Origin of the sequence: Congregibacter sp., assembly GCF_965660375.1 — a bacterium.
Lineage (GTDB): Bacteria > Pseudomonadota > Gammaproteobacteria > Pseudomonadales > Halieaceae > Congregibacter.
Genome location: NZ_CBFHZO010000016.1, coordinates 39,578 through 60,868, shown reverse-complemented (window position 1 = coordinate 60,868; position 21,291 = coordinate 39,578). Strand labels below are relative to the sequence as shown.

Genomic DNA, 21,291 nt, shown 5'->3' with positions numbered 1-21,291 from the left:
ACTGCGCTCCGGGCACAGGCTTATCGAAGTTATAAAGCCGGCAGCACCTGCCGCAGAGTCTCCACAAGACGCTCACATTGCTCCTCCGTACCAACGCTTATTCTCAGGTAATCCTCGATGCGCGGCTTATCCCAGCGTCGCACTATCACGCCCTCTGCCCTGAGGGCATCGAAAATAACGCGGCCCGACAGAGTATCGTGCTTTACAAACACAAAGTTCGCGGCCGAGGGTAAAACCTCAAAGCCCAGTGCCACCAGCGCATCAGTCAATGACTCTCTGTTCGCTATGACAGCATTGCAGGATTGCTGGAACCAGTCGCCGTCGCGGTAGGCTGCCGTCGCCGCACGCTGCGCTGCGACACCGAGAGGATAGGAGTTAAAGCTGTCCTTAACTCGCTCAAGACCCTCTATAAGCTCCTTAGCACCAAAAGCCATACCGATGCGCAGCCCGGCCAGGGCCCGGGACTTCGACAGGGTTTGCACTACCAGTAAATTGTCGTACTCGGCGAGCAGCGGGATTGCCGACTCTCCCCCAAAATCGATATACGCCTCATCCACAACAAGAAGCCGGTTGGGCGCCGCCTCAAGAAACTGACGAATGACCACAAGCGGTGCGAGAAGGCCTGTGGGCGCGTTAGGATTGGGTATGATCACCGCCGCCGCCGCCGTGTCGTAATCCTCAACGCGAAGGCTGAAATCCTGCCGCAGAGGAACCTGTCGATACTGGACTCCATGAAGCTGGCACCACACCGGGTAAAAGCTGTAGCTGATATCGGGAAAGAGAAGCTCGCGGCTGTGCTTGAGCAGCCCCTGAAAAACGTGAGAAAGCACTTCATCGGATCCGTTCCCGGCAAACACGCAGTCCACCGGGATACCGTGAAAATCTGCCGCCGCCTCCCTCAGTGCCCTGGCTCCCGGATCGGGGTAGCGCAGCAGTTCATCACCGGTGAGCCCCCGAAGCGCCTCCATCACACGCTGCGAGGGCGGATAGGGGCTCTCGTTGGTATTGAGCTTCAGCAGATTATCAAGCTGCGGCTGTTCTCCCGGCGTGTAGGGCTCCAGCCTGGCAGTGAGGTCGCTCCAGAATCGACGACTCATCAGCCATCACTCCTCACAAGAGTTTGCAATTCACCGGGCTTCATATGTCTCACATCACGACCCAGCACCAGATAGATAACCTGCTCCGCAATGTTTGTCGCATGGGCGCCCACTCGCTCCAGGCCCCGAAGGGCCCACATCTCATGCACAATCCCATCAATACTATCGGCATCGCTTTTCATGAGGCGCAGCAGACTCTCCATCGCAGCATCATGCTCAGCATTCACCCCATCGGCGTCCAGCACCACATCAACTGCCCGGGCTACATCCAGGCGGGCAAAACTGTCCAGCGCCTGTCTCAGCATATTCCCCACGTGGCCACTGATTAGGCGGAACTCCGGTGTGGTCCCCGAGGAAGGGGGTAACTCCGACAGTTTTGTCGCCTGTCGTGCGATACGGGTCGCTTCGTCACCGATTCGTTCGAGATCCGTTGTGGACTTGGCAACGGCCAGGACCAGGCGCAGATCGCTTGCCGCGGGTTGGCGCCGCGCCAGAATCCGCGAACACTCTTCATCGATTTGGAGCTCCATTTCGTTGATCTGTTGATCAGCGCGCACCACCTCTTCCGCCTCGCCGCTATCACGGGCCAGCAGCGAGGACATCGCACGGCCAAGCTGCTGCTCCACAAGCCCTCCCATCTCCAGCAAATGGTTTTTCATGGCATCCAGTTCCGCATTAAACTGACCGGAAATATGCTGCCTGTGCTGATCACCTTGCACGCCTGCTCCTTGAGCCTTGCTTGTCTTAAATTAGGGTACCGCGCTTCGGGAAAGTTCCGAAACGCCTGTCCGCGATATCAAAAAGAAGAATATCGAGGGGGTCGGTATCGCGAGGAACGCTGTTATCCGTATCGCCCGGTGATGTAGTCCTCGGTTTGCGATTCTCGAGGATTGGTGAAGAGTGTATCCGTTTCTCCAAACTCCACCAATCGACCAAGGTTCATGAAGGCAGTCATATCCGAAACGCGCGCGGCTTGCTGCATGTTGTGCGTCACAATCACAATGGTGTACCGGGTTTTGAGTTCATAAATCAGCTCCTCAATCCGCAGTGTCGAAATGGGGTCGAGGGCTGAGGCCGGTTCATCAAGGAGCAGCACCTCCGGCTCCACGGCAATGGCGCGGGCAATCACAAGACGCTGCTGCTGCCCTCCCGACAACACCAGGGCATTCGCTTCCAGACGATCCTTGACTTCATCCCAGAGCGCCGCGGCGCGAAGGGCTTTTTCGATGAGCTCATCCAGGACGCGCTTTTTGTTGCGCCCCTGAATCCGCAATCCAAAGGCAACATTTTCATAGATGCTCTTCGGAAAGGGATTAGGCGACTGAAACACCATGCCCACCCGGCGACGAAGGGTCGCCACATCCACGCCCTTGGCATACACGTCCTCCCCATCAAGCCAGACGTGACCGCTGATAATGCTCCCCTCGATAAGATCATTCATGCGGTTAAAACAGCGCAGCAAGCTCGATTTTCCGCAGCCCGAAGGACCGATGAAAGCAGTCACGCACTTGCGGGGAATAGCCAGGCTAACGTTATGCAGCGCCACGTTCTGGCTGCGGAGGTAATGAAGGCTCAGGTCCTCGACATGCAGACATACATCGTCATCCCGGGAGGGTGCTGGCGCTCTTTTCAGAGCCTTCACATCGATACTATGACTTTTCATTCAGACGGCTTCTTGTGGTTTGAAGGCGTTGCGTAAGCGACTGCGCAACAGGACGGCGGCAATATTCAGCAATAAAGCGATGAGCACCAGGAGCATGGCCGTGGCAAAAACCAGTCCCTCTACCGTCTCAATATGAGTGCTTTGAAAACCCAGGTCATAAACGGAGAAACCCAGATGCATAAACTGTCGATCCAGGTGCAGATAGGGAAACTCCCCACTCACCGGCAGCCCCGGGGCGTACTTAGCCACGCCCACCAGCAACAGAGGTGCAACTTCTCCCGTGGCCCGGGCTATCGCCAGAATCAGTCCCGTGAGTATCGCGGGGGACGCCGCGGGGAGCACCACATGCCACAGTGTTTCGGCCCGTGTTGCGCCCAGAGCAAGGCTTCCCTCCCTTAAGCTGATGGGTACCCGCGCCAGGCCTTCCTCTGTGGATACGATCACCACGGGAAGCGTGAGCAGCGCCATGGTCAGCGCCGACCAAAGAAGTCCGGGGGAACCCAGGGTGGGCGCGGGCAGCTTGTCCTCGAACAGCAACGCGTCGAGGGAGCCCCCGATAGCGTAGACGAAAAAGCCGAGACCAAATACGCCGTAAACAATGGAGGGAACCCCCGCAAGATTGTTAACGGCAATACGCACGAGTCGCGTCACTGGCCCGCGGTAGGCATACTCCTGTAGATAGATCGCTGCCAGCACGCCCACGGGCGACACAATCAAAGCCATAAGCAGGACCAGAATGACAGTACCCACAATGGCGGGAAACACCCCCCCCTGCACATTACCCTGCCGCGGTGAATCGCCAAGAAAGCGCCCCATGGCAGCAAAGAAATGTGCAACTTTTTCTACTGCATTCATAGCATTGGGAGCGTAGACCGTTCTCAGGTCGCCAAGGGGTAGCGCGATAACAAGTCCGGATGCAAGACGGACCCGCAGTAGCGCCCCTTCCGCTTGCGGTACTGGCAGCCGATCATCCATCGCAGCTTCCAAAAGCGCGACCTGATCCGCGGGAGGGAGTCCCGCAAGAGCCTGAGAGCCTTTCCGCGTCTGTAGAGCTTCCAGAAAACCAAAAACGGGCCCCTGGTTTTTTCTTTCAATGACCAGCGCGCTCGGGGGCACGGTGCGACCCGAAACACCCGCTTCATCTACCCATAGCAGCGGTGAATCGAAATAATCTTCTGCGCCGCGGTGGAGCAGTACGCGGCGGAGGGTTTCCCTGGTATCCAGCTCCCGATCAAGTATCACGCCCAGTTGGGTCTGCGGGTTACCCTCGGCGCTTTGCAGCTGCACCAGCGCCTGAGGCCAGAAATGCGGAAACCCGCGAAATGCCAATAAGCTCAAAAAGCCCAGCAACACCATCAATGCAAGCACCACGGCGCCGGCACTTAGCCAGACCATGGGCTCGGCTCGGCGGACACCGCTTTGGAGCCTCGATACATTAACAAGAGGTTCAGCGGTTTGCATAAGCGTAGCGCAGCCGCTGTCTAAACAGCTCTGCGACGGTATTGAGAACAAAAGTAAGCCCGAAGAGTACCAGGGCGGCGAGAAACAGTAGGCGGAACTGCACGCTTTCAGAGCCCGCCTCGGGGAGCTCCACCACGATGCTCGCGCTCAGGCTTCGCAGCCCGGAAAACGCACCCGGTTCCATAAGCGGAGTGTTTCCCGTAGCGAGAAGAACAATCATAGTCTCCCCAAGGCCTCGGGCGATACCGATCAGCAGCGCTGACAATATCGCCGGCGACGCCGCAGGAAGCACTACCCGCGCGAGGGACTGCCAGCGAGTTGCGCCCAGGGCAAGGCTCCCGTCAGAAAGGCTCCGGGGAACGGCAAAAATAGAGTCTTCGATGATGGAAAACATCACCGGGGTGATGGCGACACCCATGGCCATACCTACCAGAAGCGCATTGCGCTGCTCATAGGCTACCCCCCACTCGCTCCAAAGCCAGTCGCGCAAGGAGGTTTCCAGCAACCAACTCTCAAGCAACTCACCGTTCATCATGAGTAGGGCGATCGCAATCAGATAAACTGCGGCGACCAGCGCCATGCGGGGTGGTCGCCGTTGAAACCTCGGCGACGCCAGTTGCAACAGCAGATGAATCAAAGACAGAAAAACCGGCAGGCCCAGAAGCAGCGCGGGGAGTAGCAGGACCGGAAGCAGGTAGTCCAACAGCAGCGGTGCCAACCACAAACCGGCAACAAAACCTAACACTACCGTGGGGAATGCCTCGAGCATTTCAATGCTCGGCTTTATGCGATTGCGGATCCGGGGAGGCAAAAAGTAGCCTGTATATACCGCCGCACCCAGAGACAGGGGGATCGCTAGCAACATGCCATAAATGGCTGCCTTGAAAGTGCCGTAAAGAAGCGGCGACAGGCTCAGCTTCGACAAGACACCAATAGCCGCACCATCGGGGTGCCAGTACTGTCCCGGGGCGTCGTAACCACCAAACCACTGGGGACTCCAAAGACTCCGCCATCCGGTTTCCGGTGAGGGGTTGCTGAGCATCACGCTCACCCGTTCCCTGTCCGTCAGTCGATAAACAACGTTTTTGTTATTGTTGTTATAGATATCCAGCCCCAGCTCTCCGGGGCCTTTCAGCGCTGGAACAATCTCCCGCAAAAGCTCCTCCTTACTACTGGGAACCTGCACCAGTAGCTCGCCGCCCTCACCAAAAAAATAAACCACCCGGCGCCGGCCCTCACTCACCAAAGCACGCACATTCATGGACGCTTCCCACGGCTCGCCCAGCAAGGGGAGGCCTGTGCGCGCGATATCAAAGCGATACACGCGGTTCTCCTGATCCACCAGCAACAGGGTTTCGTGGTTGGGCCCCCAGACAATGTGTTTTGCGGAACTTTGGAGAGCCGGGAGCCGCCCCTGCACCACGCTTTTCGGACTGCGCCCGGGATGCCAGCGAAGATAGAACCGGTCCTTGACGACCACCACCATGCCCAACCCCGCGTCCACCCGAATCACGCCCGAAGAAAACTCCGCCGCCATGACGCTAGGACCCGTTGAAACGACAGGGGATGTGGGAGACGTGCCAAGCTCCCCCGCGTGGAGCAAACCCCGTTGGTCGAAAAACGCGTAGACAAGCCGGTCCCCTTCCGCGTCAATGGCCAAGCTGGAGGGCACTGCATCGCTCACGGCGATCGTTGCCTGCACCTCGAGGGTTGCGGGCGTGGGAGTGGAGCTATCCGGCTCGCCACCCACACCCGCCGGTGGAATGACAAAAATCTCCAGGGCGTTGGCGTTTAAACGCGCCGCGTATTGATTTGTACGCCGTACTTCGCCTTCGGAACGGCTTGCGCCGTCAGGCACAAGAAAGTGTCTCTCTCCGGCAAAAATCAGGGATTCCGCGCCGGCTGGCAGGACCTGCGTGGACACAGACTCGATCCTGGCAGCACTCGCCAGGGGCATAGCAACGTATAGGAGGTAAGCCAGAATCAGCAGAATCATGAGGATCACAGCACCACCGGCCGCACCGATGGCCAGAGTCGCAATGCGATCCCGCGCGCGTCGCCGCGCAGTAATTTTTGACGCACTGTCAGCCACGGGTTAAACCCAGGCTGGAGCGCAGCCCCCGAAGCTCCGAGGCCGGAAGAGCAGCGTAGCCCAGGCGGGCGACCTCTCTCTGCCCTTCCGTGCTCAGCACCACCTCCATAAACGCGGCGATGAGTGGATCCACAGGCGCATCGGGTGGTCGATTGATGTACACGAAAAGACGTCGCGCCAGCACTGCCTCATCGATTCCGCCACTGTCGAGCACTCGTAGGCGTTTGACGCTGGCATTGAGAAATCCCGCACTGGCGTAGCCGATGCCGTAGGCGTCCATAGCCACCGCGCGCACGACGGCAGAAGAACCCACCAGGCGATTGAGCTGAATGGCGAAGTCACCGGCACACAACACCTGGCGGCGAAAAACGCTGTAGGTACCCGATGCCGCGCTTCGACCGTAGGCGCTGATCACCCGCTGATTCCATGGTGCCCCCAGTCCCAGAGCATCCCAGGAACGGATGGCGCCGGGGTACCCACAGCGTCGCGTCGCCGAAAAAACCGCATCGAGTTGCGCTGTGGTAATGCTGTCCAGCGGATTGTCTCTGTGGACAAAGACCGCCAGTGCGTCCTGAGCGACGGGCACTGCCGTAGGCGGATAACCGTATTTTCGAATGAAGGCGCTTAGCTCATCGGGGGACATGGGCCGGCTCATGGGCCCGATATTTGCCGTACCCTGCACCAGTGCCGTGGGGGCCGCCCCGGAGCCGATAGCACGAACCTGCGCTGAAACCTGAGGGTATCGCGCTGTCAGCATTTCTGCCCAAATTGAGGTGAGAGAGCCCATGGTGTCAGAACCCGTGCTCACCAACTTACCCGTGAGGGGCTCAGCCCCATGAAGTGATGGCACCCAAAGGCAGGCATACAAAGCGAACGCAAAGTAGAAACGACGGCGGGTATTCACAGGGCAAAGTGCAGAGCGAAACGACTCCCTCGTCCCGGCTCACTAGCAATGATCAACTCAGCCCGATGGCTGGCGGCAACGTGCTTGACGATTGCCAAACCAAGACCGGTGCCTCCGGTGCGCGCATTGCGACTTTCATCCACGCGGTAGAAACGTTCCGTGATTCTGGATATGTGTTCGGCTTCGATACCAACGCCGGCATCCACCACGTTCAACACGAGCTCCTGGTCACCGCGCACCCAGCTCACGCTCACCGGCTTGTCGTCTTCGCTGTATTTGAGCGCATTGATGACCAGGTTGGACACCGCGCTGCGGAGCTCACGGTAATTACCCTTCACTGCATCCCGGGTCTCCAGTTCCAGAACCACAAGGCGGTCCGGATGACTGGAGCGCAGCTCCTCGCGAAGCTCTTCAAGCATCGCTACCATGTTTACGTCTTCCGTCTCCCGGTCCTCACTCACCGTTTCGATGCGACTGAGCCACAGCAAATCCGTCAACAGGTTCTCCATGCGCTGAACCTGCATATCCATCTGCGCCGCCGCTTTTTGGAACCGCGGGTCCTCGAGCAGCTCGCTGGATGACAAGGTATCCAGATACCCCTTGAACACCGTCAGCGGCGTTCTCAGTTCATGGGACACATTGCCCACAAAGTCCCGGCGCATTTGCTCCATCTGCACCACCCGGGTCACATCCCGGAAGAACAATAGAAAGTCGCCGCCGGCAAAGGTTGTAATTTCCACCTGTAAAATCTGCCGACTGTTGCGGTCACTGGGAATTTGCAGGGGCTGCTGAAAATCACCTTTTAAAAAGTAATCGTGAAACGCAGGCCAGCGAAGCAGATTCAACACGGGCTGGCCTCGATCCCGGGGGTACTGGAGCCCGAGCAGACCCTCTGCCGCGTAATTAGACCATTCGATGGCGCCGCTCTGGGTAAGAATCAGCACGCCGTCGCGCATGGATGCGAAGGAGCTTCTCAGATAGTCAACGGTGGACTGGAGGCGGCCACGGGCTTCGCGGTTTTCCCGCTGGAGACCGTAGATGGTGTCGTAGACCAAACCCCAGATACCGGCACTCTCGGGCGGAGGCTGATCCGGGTCTTCCAGCCACCGGCGCATGAGCCAGAGCTGCCACAGCCAGATACCGGTAAGGACGCCGAGCCCGATGCACAGCATTTCGAGGGTGTAGCCCGTAACCCAGCCGAGCAGGCCCGAGGCCGCCAGAACCAGCAGCAGCTTCCGTAATTCAGCGCGCCAGCTCCCTGCAAGACTCAACCGGCGGGTACCCCCCGGGAGGAAAAGCGATAGCCCGTGCCACGCACGGTCTGGATCAGACCGCTGTAGTCCTTACCCTTGACTTGCAGCGCCTTGCGCAGCCTACGGATGTGCACATCCACCGTGCGCTCTTCTACATAGACGTTTGCGCCCCACACCTGATCGAGCATTTGATTGCGGCTGTAGGCACGTTCCGGATGGGACATAAAAAACTGCAGCAGATTGAATTCCGTAGGCCCCATGTCCAGAGGCTCATCAGCCAGGTACACCCGCCGGCTTTTGCCATCGAGCACCAGCTCGGACACCTGCATGCGATCGGCGCTCTCGCCCACCCCGGAACGTCGCAGGAGTGCCTTTATACGTGCGATGAGTTCCCGCGGCGCAAAAGGCTTGGTGATGTAGTCATCTGCCCCCACCTCGAGGCCCTGAATGACATTGTCTTCCGCGGTTTTTGCGGTGAGCATAATCACGGGTATCTCCTGGGTCGTGTCGTCGCGCTTCAGCCGACGCAACAGCTCAATACCACTCCCTCCCGGCAGCATCCAGTCCAGGAGCACGATATCCGGCCGCTGATCGACAACAATGGCGTGGGCATCCTGGATGTTATCCGCCTCAAGGCAGCGGTAATCGACGATTTCCAGCGCCATTCGCAGCATATCGCGAATCGCAAACTCATCATCTACCACCAGCACCGTTCGCTCACTCATCCCTGTTCTCCCGCAGGACTGCTGAAGCGGTGAATCTTGCAACCCACAGATGACACAAAGATGACAGACAGGGCCTTTTCGGACACAAAAACGTCACAATCAAAACCAATCAAAACCAACCAAACCAGCCTCTCCCCTTCTCCAGGCGCTCCCGACAGCCGTTAAGCTGGCGCTCATAACGAGCTGATCGGTCTGACACTTTACGGGCCACGCCAAGCAACCAGTCTTTGGAGTGAAAGGTGCCCCGCTCATAGCCCCCGTGGCCTTCGTGATAGGCGAGATAAAGCCGGTAAGCATCGTTTTTCTGAATACCGTTGCGACGGTAGGACTCATTGTTGTACCAGCCGACAAAATCAATCGCGTCGCCAAAGTCATCCCGGTCCGCCCCGTAACGACCGGCGGAGCGCTTGTAGCCATTCCAGGTGGACTCAAGCGCCTGACTGTAACCGTAGGAATCGGAAGGACGGGGACCCGGTATAAACCCGAGAATCTTTTTGCGCGGCGGTTTGGCGTTGGCGACAAAGCGGGACTCCTGATGAATGATGGCCATCATCACCGCCACAGCGCTCCCCCAGGACTTCTCAGCATCTCGTGCATCATCGTACCAGCCCCGCTTGTCATCAAAGATTTTGCAGAGGTCGTCGACATCGGCAGGCGGTGAAGTCGCGCAGGCACTCACGAGGAACAGCGTCACCACCAACACAAGGATTCCCCGGGACGGCGTTACGCCGCAGGCTGTCATGCCCCCGCCTGTTCCAGGCGGGCCTGGAACTCCGCCTCATCGATAACCTCAACACCCAGGGACTCCGCTTTGCTCAGCTTGCTCCCCGCCCCCGGTCCGGCGAGCAGCACGGTAGTTTTCCCCGACACGGACTTGGCGGTGCGGGCACCCAGAGCCCGCAGCGCAGCCTCGGCTTCATCCCGGGACTGACTTTCGAGCTTACCGCTTACCACCCACACCTGGCCGTCCAGTGCACCGTTGCCATCAGCGGTCATCGCGACTTGGGGCCAGGCGATGCCCGCGGCAACGAGTCGCTGGAGCACCTCCTGATTCGCTTCCGCACGAAAAAACACATGCACATGCTCGGCGACCACGGGCCCTACATCGGGCACCTCCAGCAAATCCTCAAGATCCGCTCCGCCAATGGCGTCCAGACTGCCAAAATGGTTTGCAAGAGCCAGGGCCGTGGCCTCTCCCACTTCCCGGATACCCAGGGCAAAAATAAAGCGCGGAAGCGTGGTCTGGCGACTGGCATCGATGGCGCTTAACAAGTTAACCACGGACTTCTCACCCATGCGCTCCAGAGACAACAGCGCCGATTCCTCGAGCTTGAAGAGATCGGCCACATCGCGCACCAGGCCCCGGTCCACCAGCTGCTCAACGATCTTTTCCCCCAGGCCATCAATATCCATGGCGCGCCGACTGGCGAAATGACGCACCGCCGCCTTCAACTGCGCCGCACACACCAAACCACCGGTGCAACGCAATGTCGCTTCCCCTGCCACCCGCTCCACGGGCGACTCACAGACGGGGCAGGCGCATGGCGCATCGATGAGCGCCGCGGAATCCAGACGCCGCTCTTCGATGACCGACACCACTTGTGGAATAACATCACCCGCACGACGCACCACCACGCTGTCACCGTGGTGAAGATTGAGACGCGCAATTTCATCCATGTTGTGGAGCGTTGCATTGCTCACCGTAACGCCCCCGACAAATACCGGCTCCAAGCGTGCTACCGGCGTAATCGCGCCCGTGCGCCCCACCTGAAACTCAACGCCGGTCACCTTCGTCACCGCCTCCTGAGCGGGAAATTTTCGTGCGACGGACCACCGCGGCGCTCGGGCAACAAAGCCCAGCTCCCGCTGCGCTGCAAAATCATTCACCTTGTACACGATGCCATCGATGTCAAAACTCAGGGCATCGCGCTGCTCTCCCAGCCGCTGGAAATAATCGATGCAGTCCCCTAAACCCGAGAGACGTTCGGCATAGCGACTGACAGGGACTCCCCAGCTCGCAAACAACTGCAGGACATCCCAATGAGACCCCGGCCAACCCGCCTCGGGATGCTGACCCGATGAGTAGGCGCAAAACTCCAGGGGCCGCCCGGCGGTAATCTTTGAATCGAGCTGGCGCAAAGACCCCGCCGCCGCATTCCGCGGATTGACGAAGGGTTTTCCACCCTCACGCCGGGCATGCTCATTGAACGCTTCGAAACCAGCGCGGGGCATAAAGATCTCGCCGCGAATCTCCACAAGCTCAGGGCAGTCCTCTCCCAGCAGTTTCAGGGGCACAGACCGGATAGTGCGAACATTCAGCGTAATGTCCTCACCGCGGGTGCCGTCGCCCCGGGTGGCCGCGCGCGACAACAGACCATCACGATAGATAAGGCTCACCGCTATGCCGTCGAGCTTGGGCTCGGCGACCAACTCCGGCAGGGTATCCACGTCCAGGCGATCAACAACGCGTTTAAGAAATGCCGCCAGCTCATCGTCACTAAAGGCATTATCCAGGGACAGCATCGGCATGGGGTGCTCGACGCTTGTGAAAGCATTGAGCGGTGCAGCGCCCACTCTTTGGGTCGGTGATGACGCGTCCCGCAGTTCCGGGTGCACCGCCTCCAGGGTCTGAAGCTCCCGCAGGGCGGCATCGTAGTCCTGATCAGGGATTGTGGGCGCATCTAGGATGTAGTACTCGCGATTCCAGCGCTCCAGCTGCTCACGCAGGCTTTGGACGCGGTTCCTGATGTCATCGTCGGGCATCGTGATCGCTAGCCCCGCTGGGCAAGTAACCGACGTTCGAGTTCGCGGATCTGTTGTCGGGAATGTTCGACGGCCTGCTGGGTCAGAACGCTGCGGGATTCATCCAACAGCTCTCCCCCGAGGTTACGTGCCACGACCCGGGCGGTTTCGAGCATGTAGTCAAAGGCCTGGATCATATCTTCAGGCCCCGGAAGCGTGATGAAAAACACCAGACCCCGGGTCTGCATGGTATCCATATTGTCGATGTCAAAAACGCCCGGCTGGAGCATATTGGCCACACTGAACTGGATGGGACCGCGTCCTGCCTGCTGCTCGTGGCGGTGAAAAAAGTTCATATCGCCAAAACGGAGATCGCAGGCCAACAGGATTTCGAGAATGTCCTTGCCCGAAAAACCATCGGTGTCTCGCGACATGACATGGAGGATGATGACTTCCGTCTCCATGACACCCCCGGCCTCCACAGTTTTTGTGGGGCCTGGCTCCTCTTCCTCGGGAATGTCGTTTAGCCAGTCGAGATTACTGGGCTCATCGCTATCGGCGCGCATGCCTTCCATGGATACTTCGCCGTCATTGCTGCCGCTTCCATCTGCAGAAGCCTTCTCATCCGCTGCCGAAGCGTTTTCTGTCTCTGGGGCGCCTTCATGCTGATCTCTGAACCCGGCCTGCGGAGGAGCCTCCGCGGCGATATCAGCCGCATCTGCGGCGTCAGAGGCGTCGTTGGAGGTGTTGTTGGAGGTGTTGTCGCTGGAGGGACCCAGGCCATCGCTACCCAGAAGGTCCTCACGACTGACGATCCGCGCACCACCATTGGGCAGCTCGCGAAACACCGCAAGATCATCCACCGGCGGCGCGTCCGCGGGTTCTGGCGCGAGCTTCATACGCACGCGCTCCCGCTGCTGGCTCCGCATTCTCCGCCAGGCGTCAATCATCACCGCAAGAATCAGGAGACTTCCGACGAGCACCATTCCGTCGCGCAGGGTCACTTCAGGCACGGCTTTGTTTACTCCTCCCTATGGTCAATCGCTGAACCACGCTAACGTGCTTCCCCAACTCCAGAATTCTAGCTCGCCGCCAGCTCAGCGGCCTCCTCCACATCCACCGTGACCAGCCGCGATACGCCTGGCTCGTGCATGGTCACCCCCATCAACTGATCTGCCATCTCCATGGTGATCTTGTTGTGGGTAATAAAGATAAACTGCACCTTATCGGACATCTCTTTCACCATGCGGGCATAACGGCCCACGTTGGCATCATCCAGTGGCGCATCCACCTCATCGAGCATGCAAAAAGGCGCCGGGTTGAGCTGGAAAATAGAAAACACCAAGGCAATAGCCGTCAGAGCTTTTTCACCCCCGGACAGCAGGTGAATGGTGCTGTTCTTTTTGCCGGGAGGCTGCGCCAGGATAGACACCCCGGTATCCAGAAGATCGTCACCGGTCATCTCAAGACTGGCGGCTCCGCCGCCAAACACCCGGGGGAACAACTCCTGCAGTCCGCTGTTTACCTGATCAAAGGTGTCCTTAAAGCGGTTGCGGGTTTCCTTGTCGATTTTACGGATCGCCGCCTCGAGCGTATCCAGAGCTGACTCCAGATCTTCATTCTGCGCGTCAAGATAGCGCTTGCGCTCGGACTGCTGCTGGTACTCATCCACGGCGGCGAGGTTAATGGGCCCCAGTCTCGCAATGCGGTTGGCGTAGCGCTCCAGCTCGGTTTGCCAGGCCGCCATATCCACTTCCTCCGGCAGGGCCGCAAGGAGTTCTTCGAAATTACCCCCCAATTCCTCGAGCTGGCCGAGCATGGTGTTTTGCTGATGCTCCAGCCCCTGCACCGCAAAACGTCGGGATTCGAGCTTCTCACGAAGAGCCGCCGCGCGCTGCTCAATCTGCATGCGCTCCTGCTCCGCCTCACGCAGCGTATGTTCAATATCCGCCAGCGCCTGACGGGCTGTAGTGAGACGTGTTTCCGACTCCAGACGATGCGCCAGCTGTTCTTCCAGGTTTTTCTTCAGGTCATCCAGAGGTTCGTCGTTCTCAAGGCGCGCACTGCTGAGGGTTTCGAGGCGCTCACTCAGTCGCTCGACCTGCTCCCTGCTCCGTATCAGCGCGCTGCGAATAGTTTCGCTCTGGGTCACCAGTGACTGATGCCGCAGGGCGGCCTGATGGGCTGCATCACGACTCTGCTGCGCATCACTGCGGACGCTGTCCAGGGTGTTTCGAAGACCTTCCCGCGCCGCCAAACGCGCTTCCCGGTCTGCGGTATTGCCATCCATCGTCTCAATGGCAGCGGACAGTTTATTTCGCGCCTCGACCATGGCGCCCTGCTCCTGCTCGAACTGTCCGCGAAGCTCCGTGACTTCGTGCTCCAGACGTTCCCGTCGCGCGAGTACCTGTTCCTGCTTGGCTTCCTCCGCACGCACCTGGGAAAGCACATCGGAGCGATTCCGTGCGGCCGTATCTGCCTCTGCGCGCGTCGCTTTGAGTTGCTGTTCCGCGGCTGCCAGGTGCTCGTCGCTTTCACTAAGGGAGGCCTTGGCCCGGGACTCTGCCTCCGCGAGCTGCTCTATCTCCTCGCCCAGCGCCTCCAGCTCCTGCTGCCGGGCGATGAGGCCCGATTCGCTTTCGCCACCCTGGAGCGTGCGCACCCAGTTGCGGCCAAACCAGCGCCCCTCCGGCGTGATAATGGATTCTCCCGGGGCCAGAGAAGCGCGACCGGCCAGGGCCTCTTCACTATTCTCAGCACAGCGCACCGCGGTCAGCAGGGAGCGCGCCCGGCTGTCACCCCGGAGCTTGCCAGCCAGGGAGTTCGGAGGGTTAACAACTTCAGCAGACACCTCGAAAAGCGTCAAATCGCCACTGGCAAGGGCACCCAGGGCGCCATCGAGGGAGGCAACACTGTCGACACACACACCCTGGAGTGCACTGCCCAGTACCACCTCCACAGCGCGCTGCCAGCGATCTTCAACATGCAGGTCATCCAGCAGGCGCGGATTATCCGTGAGGCCGCGCTCCCGCAGCCAGTCACCGACCTTGCCGCCCTCGGCACGCTCTTTTGCCGCCTGCTGCAAGGCTTCCAGGGACGCCTCCCGTCCGCGCTGGATCTGCAGCTTTGAGCGCAATGTATTGAGTTCTTCCTGACGCTCGCGGCGCTGGTTACGAAGGCCGGTAACATCGCCTTCCAAATCCTGCAGCTTTGTCGACAGCTCTTCGATGGTCTCGCTCGCGACCTCGAGCTCACTGCGAAGCTGTTCCAGCGTTTCCACCGCCGCATCATCGTTGTGCGACTCCCGCTCCTGATCGAGCTGCTCCAGACGTTTCTGAAGCCGCGCCAGGGAATGCTCCAGGTGCTGGATTCGGGACTGCTGCACCTCCGCTTCCTGGCGGGGCACGGCGGCCTTCTGGTTGAACTCATCCCAGTCACTTTGCCAGGACTGCATATTGGCTTCCGCTTCGGCCAGTGCCTCGGCCGCGCTGGCTGCAGTGCTGCGCTGGGTCTCCAGCGCCGGGCCCAGCGTTTCCAGCTCCTCCTCCCAGCCTGCCAGACGATTGCCGTCTTCCTCCAGGTGCGCTTTGGCCTGCTCCAGCCCCACCTCGGTGCTGCGCAAATCATCGTTGATCTGCTCGGCCTTCTCTCCCTGGTAGCGTATCTCCTGCTCAATACGACTGACTTCCGCACCGATAGCATAGAAACGGCCCTGTATCTCCACCAACGCGTCGTTGCGCTCACTGTGAGTGAGACGATGCTGTTCCAGCGCTGTATCGACGCGCTGCTGGTTGGCGTATTCCGCCTCAAGGCGAACCTCGTGCTCCCCCACTTCATGAGCCGCGGCCTTGTGCTGCGCCTGCAGTTCACGGAGCTGGGCAGCCATGAGCTGTTGCTTCAGGGAGCGTTCCTCTGCCCTGAGGTTCTTGTATTTTTCCGCCGCCTGGGACTGGCGCTGGAGGTGCTGGAGCTGACGCTCCAATTCGTCACGAAGATCGGTAAGTCGCTCGAGATTTTCGAGGGTACGCCGCATGCGTGATTCGGTCTCCCGTCGGCGCTCCTTGTACTTGGAAATACCCGCCGCTTCCTCAATGAATATGCGAAGTTCTTCCGGCTTTGATTCAATAAGCCGGGATATCATCCCCTGCTCGATGATGGCGTAGCTGCGAGGCCCCAGGCCCGTGCCCAAAAATATGTCGGTGATATCCCGCCGGCGGCATTTGGTACCGTTGAGAAAATATTCCGATTGTCCGTCCCGCGTCACCTGGCGGCGGATGCCAATCTCGGCGTAGCTTGCGTATTCGCCACCGACGCCGCCATCGCTATTGTCGAACACCAACTCGATGGAAGCCTGCCCCACCGGCTGACGATTGCCCGAGCCGTTAAAGATGACATCAGCCATGGACTCACCGCGAAGGTTTTTGGCGGAGCTTTCGCCCATAACCCAGCGCACGGCATCAATGATATTGGATTTGCCGCAGCCATTGGGACCCACGACGGCGCTCATGTTGCTGGGGAAGTGCACAGCAGTGGGATCCACAAAGGACTTGAAGCCTGCCAGCTTTATCGACTTTAAACGCATCTAGCTTTAAGTATCCTTCGTAAACGCATGTTTTTCATGGATATTTCTTATTATTTTTCAATGAAAATCAGATTTTGACCACTAGATATAGTGTATCTGCTTTACAGGAATAACACTATGCCCGAAGCAAAAGGAGCGCTCAGCCTTGTCCTGCGGTCTGCCACTGAATCTCTACCGCCACCTCATCGCCACCTGCGGTGACCGGCTGCCCCACACCGGTGAACGCGGCGTTCGCAACACCGGGCTGCCCGTTCAGGGAAATCTGGGCAGACACCACCACTTCGCCAGCCTCACTCAGTAGCTGCCCCGCCATGGAGTCGCCATCACTCAAGCGTAAGCGCGTCGGCAATTGCCCCGCCTGGAAACGGCGCACCGCGATGGGCATCCCGCCCCGGGCCCCCACCGGTCTTGCGAACACAAACACGATGGCCCGGGGATCAAGGGGCTCTTCGCCCGGCAGATCCAAAGCAACGGAGATGCCCGGCCCACGGTCCTCTGCTCCCTGCGGCGCCTGATTCCCGGGCGCTATCCCGCCACGCTCTCTGGCGACGGCGATGACCTGCGCGAGCATTTCATAACCGGGAGACTCGGCGGCTTCCTGAGCCTGAAGGCGACCCCAGTAATTGATTGCCGCTCCGTAAAGGCCCTCTTCAAAGGAGGCCATACCCAGGAGACCCAAAGCCGTACGCTGCTCCGGATCCACGGCCAGGGCACGCTCTGCAAGCAGCTGGGCATCGGCATCCAGCTGTCTATCTGCCGCCAGAAACCGCGCCTGTGCTGCCATGGCCAGGGCCTGGGGATCCTCGGGCGCCTTTTCTGCGAGGAGACCGAAGGCCTCCCTCGCGGGAGCATAGTCTTCGCCGGCCATGTAGAGCTGGCCCAGGAGTCCGAGATATTGAAGGTTGTCTTCCCGGGCCCGACTACGTGCGGCGATACGCGCAAGAAGGGCCTCCCGCGTTGCATCACTGTCTTGGGGCGTCAACTCACTGAGCTCTTCGTAAATCAATACATCTTCAAGAGAACCGGTTTGCTGATAGATCAATCCCGCGGAGAAAACGACCGCGAGGAGCAGGAAGACGCCCAGACGGCGCCCCCCACTTCCCGGAGCGGGTGCATTGCCCTCCGCCGCAGCGGCATCCTCCAGCAATCGCAGCCGCGCATCGTCAAGAAGCTTCTCATCCTCACCCTGCAACTCCGCTTCCCGTTGCGCGTACCATCCCAGATTAGGATCACTGCCATCGGCAGCCCTGGGAGCCGTATTTCTTCGCGACAGCAAAAAAGCGGCGGCAATAACGCAGAGAACCGCGGCGCCCAGCAAAAAACCCGTCATTGCCTGTTGTCCTTGTCGCTCATCATCTGCGCCACACGCTGGCGCTCCTGGGCTGTGAGGGAGTCTTCATCGTCAGCCCCCCCGTTCTGCCCGCGACGCAAAAGCACCAGCAATAGCAGGAAACCGACCCCGAGCATGAGGGCAGGCGCCAACCACAGCCACAGCGCCGCACCGCTGGCAGCCGGGCTATAGCGTACAAATTCGCCATACCGCGCCACCATATCCTCAAGAATTTCTTCGTCGCTGGCTCCCTCCTCCAACTGCTCGTAAACACGCGCGCGCAAGTCCTGGGATATCGGCGCGTTGGAGTCCGCGATATTCTGATTCTGACACTTGGGGCAGCGGAGTTCCTGGCTCAGGGCGCGATAACGCACCTCCAGCTGAGGGCTGGAAAACTCGTAAGTTTCGATTACCGCAAAGGCAGGTACTGCGCAAAAGACACCCAGTAAAAACGCGAAAGACGCGAGCCGCATGGAAAAACCTCTGGAAAACATCAGGTACCGCTGTTTGAAGTGAGCTCGTCGTAGATCGCTTTCAGGCGACCGGTCCATACGCGCTCATCAATCACGCCCACGTGCCGATAGCGAATGACCCCCTGTGCATCAACAAAGTAAGTCTCCGGTGCGCCGTAGACACCCAGATCCAGCCCCAGGGTCCCCCGGGCATCCACAATGCTCGCGCGATAGGGATCCCCCAACTGGCTTAACCAGTCCCGTGCCGCCGCAGAATCATCCTTGTAATTTACCCCGTAGATGCGCACACCACTGTCCGCCAGGCGCTGGAGATACGGGTGTTCCACGCGACAGGAAATGCACCAGGTCGCCCAGACGTTGAGCAGCAGTGGCCCGCCCAGCAAATCCCTGTCGCTAAGGGTCTGATCATCGCTTAGCGCCGGGAGACTGAACTGGGGAAGCGGCTTGTCGATGAGTGCTGACGGCAGGGCCTGGGGGTCAAGGGACAGGCCGCGAAACAGCAGCAGGGCGAGGAGAACAAACAGCCCCAGCGGTACAAACAGTTTAAGCCTGGGCGACATTCGCAGCCCCCGGAGAAAGCCTGCTCTGCGTTACCTTCCGACGGTAGCGACGGTCAGTCACGGTAAGTAATCCTCCCGCACCCATAAACAGCGCCCCTATCCACATCCAGCGCACCATGGGCTTGTAATGCAAGCGTATCGCCCAGGCTCCGCCGTCACCCACAGGCTCACCCATGGCGACATAAAGATCCCGAAAGAGCCCGCCATCGATGGCCGCCTCGGTCATCACCGAGCCCGAAGCAAGATAGCGACGCTTTTCTGCAAGCAGCGTTGTCACCAACCGCTCGCCGCGATACACCTCGAAACGCGCGCCATCGGCCAGATAATTTGCCCCCCGCAGACGCACCGTCTCTTTGAAGTCGAAACGGTAGCCCGCCAGGGCTTCGCTATCGCCGGGTGCCATGCGCAGATCCCTTTCGATATTGTATTGCGATGTTGCCACCACGCCGATGATCGCCATAGCAAAACCACAATGGGCCATCACCATGCCCCAGTAGCTGGGTGACTGACGGCGCAGTCCCCGAAGAAAACCCGGACTGTTCCGCGTGCGCTCGCGAAAATCCTGTACGAGACCTGCAAGCAACCACCCGGCCAGAACCAGCGCAAGAGCAACCCAAACGTTGTAGCCCTGATCACTGATCAGCGGAAGACCCAGGCCGACACCGAGGACCACCGCCGCGGGCACCAGCATGCGGCTGCGCCAGCGGTAGACGCTGTCATCACGCCATTTGGAGATGGGACCGATCCCCATAAACGGCACAAGGCAGGCCATCAGCGGCACGAATACGGCATTGAAATAGGGAGCACCTACAGAATATTTACCCTGCCCCAGCGCATCCATCAACAGGGGAAACAGGGTACCGAAGAGCACCGTCAACGTTGCCACAAGAAATACGACGTTGTTGACCAGCAGCAAGGACTCCCGGGACACGGTGCCAAAGCCTATACGACTGCGCACCGAGGGTGCCCGGAGTGCGTAAAGGGTCAGGGAACCGCCCACTACGATTCCCAGGAATACCAGGATAAACAGACCCCGTTCGGGATCTGCGGCAAAGGCATGCACGGATGTGAGCACGCCTGAACGCACCAGGAAGGTTCCCAGGAGGCTGAGGGAGAAGGCAAAGATTGCCAGCAATACGGTCCAGCTCTTGAACAGACCCCGCTTTTCCGTCGCGGCCAGGGAGTGAATCAACGCCGTGCCGGCGAGCCAGGGCATAAAAGATGCGTTTTCCACCGGGTCCCAGAACCACCAGCCGCCCCAGCCCAGTTCGTAGTAGGCCCACCAGCTGCCAAGCATGATGCCCAGACTCAGGAACGACCAGGCAACGTTGGTCCAGGGACGTGACCACCGCGCCCAGGCAGCATCCAGGCGCCCGCCCATGAGCGCGGCCACCGCAAAGGCAAAAGCCACGCTAAAGCCCACATAACCCATATAAAGCAACGGCGGATGAATAATCAGGCCGGGATCCTGGAGAAGCGGGTTCAGATCATTACCGTCAGCCGGGACGCCGGGCAACAGGCGCTCGAAGGGGTTTGAGGTAAACAAGGAAAAGGAGGTAAAACCCACCCCGATAAAACCCATAACCGCCAGCACCCGGGCGAGCATCACCGTGGGCAGGCCGCGACTGAATGTCGCTACCGCCGCCAACCAGAAAGACAGGATGAGCACCCAAAGAAGCAGAGAGCCCTCATGATTGCCCCACACGGCGGAGAACTTGTAGATCGGCGGTAGGAGGCTGTTACTGTTGGACGCGACGACCTTGACGGAAAAATCATCCTGCAAAAAGGCAATCGCCAGGCATGCAAAACTTATCAGGCAAAAGACCGTCACGGCACTGGCCAGGGTGGGCGCAAGACGCATGGCAGCATAGTTACCCCGCCAACTTCCCCAAAGGGGAACTACCGTCAGTGCTACCGACATCAGCAGCGCAATAACCAAAGCGAAGTGTCCTAGCTCCGGAATCATGGGCTTACTCCCGCCGTCGCACTGTTCTTTAGCGCCTCCGCCACTTCCGGCGGCATGTAATTCTCGTCGTGTTTCGCCAGCACCTCATCGGCGCGCAGAACACCGGCACTACTCAAACGCCCGGAGGCCACCACCCCCTCGCCCTCGGCGAAGAGGTCCGGAAGAATACCCTCGTATACCACCTCTACCGTTGCCTGATAGTCCGTCACGGCGAAGCGCGTCTCCAGGGTGCTGTCGGAACGCTGGACGCTCCCCTCCACCACCATACCACCCACGCGAATGGGCGTGTCCACGGGGGCTTGCCCCGCAGCCACCTCCACAGGCGGGTAGAAAAGATTGATGTTGCCCCGCAGGGCATAGGCGGCCAGGCCGATGGCTGCGGAAGAGAACAGGACAATACTCAAAACCACCCAAAGGCGTTGCTTGCGGACGGGATGCATTAG

Annotated in this window: 17 protein-coding genes; all 17 read right to left on the bottom strand. The window is 59.5% G+C overall.

What is annotated here, in order from left to right:
- Nucleotides 1–29 precede the first annotated feature (29 nt).
- Nucleotides 30–1,097: a histidinol-phosphate transaminase gene (gene hisC / locus ACTG3T_RS01805; RefSeq protein ID WP_439100554.1), complete on the bottom strand. Its 1,068-nt coding sequence runs from the start codon at nucleotides 1,095–1,097 to the stop codon at nucleotides 30–32.
- On the bottom strand, nucleotides 1,097–1,816 hold the full coding sequence (gene phoU, locus ACTG3T_RS01800) for a phosphate signaling complex protein PhoU (RefSeq protein ID WP_439100553.1): 720 nt from the start codon (nucleotides 1,814–1,816) through the stop codon (nucleotides 1,097–1,099). Before phoU ends, hisC begins: the two co-directional genes overlap by 1 nt.
- A 122-nt stretch (nucleotides 1,817–1,938) precedes the next feature.
- The gene (gene pstB / locus ACTG3T_RS01795) at nucleotides 1,939–2,760 is read right to left on the bottom strand and encodes a phosphate ABC transporter ATP-binding protein PstB (RefSeq protein ID WP_439100552.1); all 822 of its coding nucleotides are present in this window, start codon (nucleotides 2,758–2,760) and stop codon (nucleotides 1,939–1,941) included.
- Nucleotides 2,761–4,155 carry a phosphate ABC transporter permease PstA gene (pstA, locus tag ACTG3T_RS01790; RefSeq protein WP_439100551.1) on the bottom strand — a complete coding sequence of 465 codons (1,395 nt, stop codon included), beginning with the start codon at nucleotides 4,153–4,155 and terminating at the stop codon, nucleotides 2,761–2,763. It abuts the gene before it with no gap.
- Between the two features lie 52 nt (nucleotides 4,156–4,207).
- Entirely contained in the window at nucleotides 4,208–6,313 is a 2,106-nt protein-coding gene (locus ACTG3T_RS01785; RefSeq protein ID WP_439100550.1) for an ABC transporter permease subunit, read from the bottom strand.
- Complete coding sequence (locus tag ACTG3T_RS01780; protein WP_439100562.1) at nucleotides 6,306–7,163, bottom strand: PstS family phosphate ABC transporter substrate-binding protein; 858 nt, start codon at nucleotides 7,161–7,163, stop codon at nucleotides 6,306–6,308. The genes ACTG3T_RS01785 and ACTG3T_RS01780 overlap by 8 nt, the downstream gene beginning before the upstream one ends.
- Before the next feature lie 50 nt (nucleotides 7,164–7,213).
- Complete coding sequence (gene phoR, locus ACTG3T_RS01775; RefSeq protein ID WP_439100549.1) at nucleotides 7,214–8,488, bottom strand: phosphate regulon sensor histidine kinase PhoR; 1,275 nt, start codon at nucleotides 8,486–8,488, stop codon at nucleotides 7,214–7,216.
- Complete coding sequence (gene phoB, locus ACTG3T_RS01770; RefSeq protein WP_439100548.1) at nucleotides 8,485–9,195, bottom strand: phosphate regulon transcriptional regulator PhoB; 711 nt, start codon at nucleotides 9,193–9,195, stop codon at nucleotides 8,485–8,487. Before phoB ends, phoR begins: the two co-directional genes overlap by 4 nt.
- 109 nt (nucleotides 9,196–9,304) lie before the next feature.
- Nucleotides 9,305–9,937: a transglycosylase SLT domain-containing protein gene (locus ACTG3T_RS01765; protein WP_439100547.1), complete on the bottom strand. Its 633-nt coding sequence runs from the start codon at nucleotides 9,935–9,937 to the stop codon at nucleotides 9,305–9,307.
- Nucleotides 9,934–11,958 carry an NAD-dependent DNA ligase LigA gene (gene ligA, locus ACTG3T_RS01760; RefSeq protein ID WP_439100546.1) on the bottom strand — a complete coding sequence of 675 codons (2,025 nt, stop codon included), beginning with the start codon at nucleotides 11,956–11,958 and terminating at the stop codon, nucleotides 9,934–9,936. Before ligA ends, ACTG3T_RS01765 begins: the two co-directional genes overlap by 4 nt.
- A gap of 8 nt (nucleotides 11,959–11,966) precedes the next feature.
- The gene (gene zipA / locus ACTG3T_RS01755; protein ID WP_439100545.1) at nucleotides 11,967–12,950 is read right to left on the bottom strand and encodes a cell division protein ZipA; all 984 of its coding nucleotides are present in this window, start codon (nucleotides 12,948–12,950) and stop codon (nucleotides 11,967–11,969) included.
- A gap of 68 nt (nucleotides 12,951–13,018) precedes the next feature.
- Entirely contained in the window at nucleotides 13,019–16,519 is a 3,501-nt protein-coding gene (gene smc / locus ACTG3T_RS01750) for a chromosome segregation protein SMC (protein WP_439100544.1), read from the bottom strand.
- Between the two features lie 139 nt (nucleotides 16,520–16,658).
- The gene (gene ccmI / locus ACTG3T_RS01745) at nucleotides 16,659–17,849 is read right to left on the bottom strand and encodes a c-type cytochrome biogenesis protein CcmI (protein ID WP_439100543.1); all 1,191 of its coding nucleotides are present in this window, start codon (nucleotides 17,847–17,849) and stop codon (nucleotides 16,659–16,661) included.
- Nucleotides 17,846–18,322: a cytochrome c-type biogenesis protein gene (locus tag ACTG3T_RS01740; protein ID WP_439100542.1), complete on the bottom strand. Its 477-nt coding sequence runs from the start codon at nucleotides 18,320–18,322 to the stop codon at nucleotides 17,846–17,848. The genes ccmI and ACTG3T_RS01740 overlap by 4 nt, the downstream gene beginning before the upstream one ends.
- 20 nt (nucleotides 18,323–18,342) lie before the next feature.
- Entirely contained in the window at nucleotides 18,343–18,882 is a 540-nt protein-coding gene (locus ACTG3T_RS01735) for a DsbE family thiol:disulfide interchange protein (RefSeq protein WP_439100541.1), read from the bottom strand.
- Entirely contained in the window at nucleotides 18,866–20,848 is a 1,983-nt protein-coding gene (locus ACTG3T_RS01730; RefSeq protein ID WP_439100540.1) for a heme lyase CcmF/NrfE family subunit, read from the bottom strand. The genes ACTG3T_RS01735 and ACTG3T_RS01730 overlap by 17 nt, the downstream gene beginning before the upstream one ends.
- The gene (ccmE, locus tag ACTG3T_RS01725; protein WP_439100539.1) at nucleotides 20,845–21,288 is read right to left on the bottom strand and encodes a cytochrome c maturation protein CcmE; all 444 of its coding nucleotides are present in this window, start codon (nucleotides 21,286–21,288) and stop codon (nucleotides 20,845–20,847) included. Before ccmE ends, ACTG3T_RS01730 begins: the two co-directional genes overlap by 4 nt.
- Between the last annotated feature and the right edge of the window lie 3 nt (nucleotides 21,289–21,291).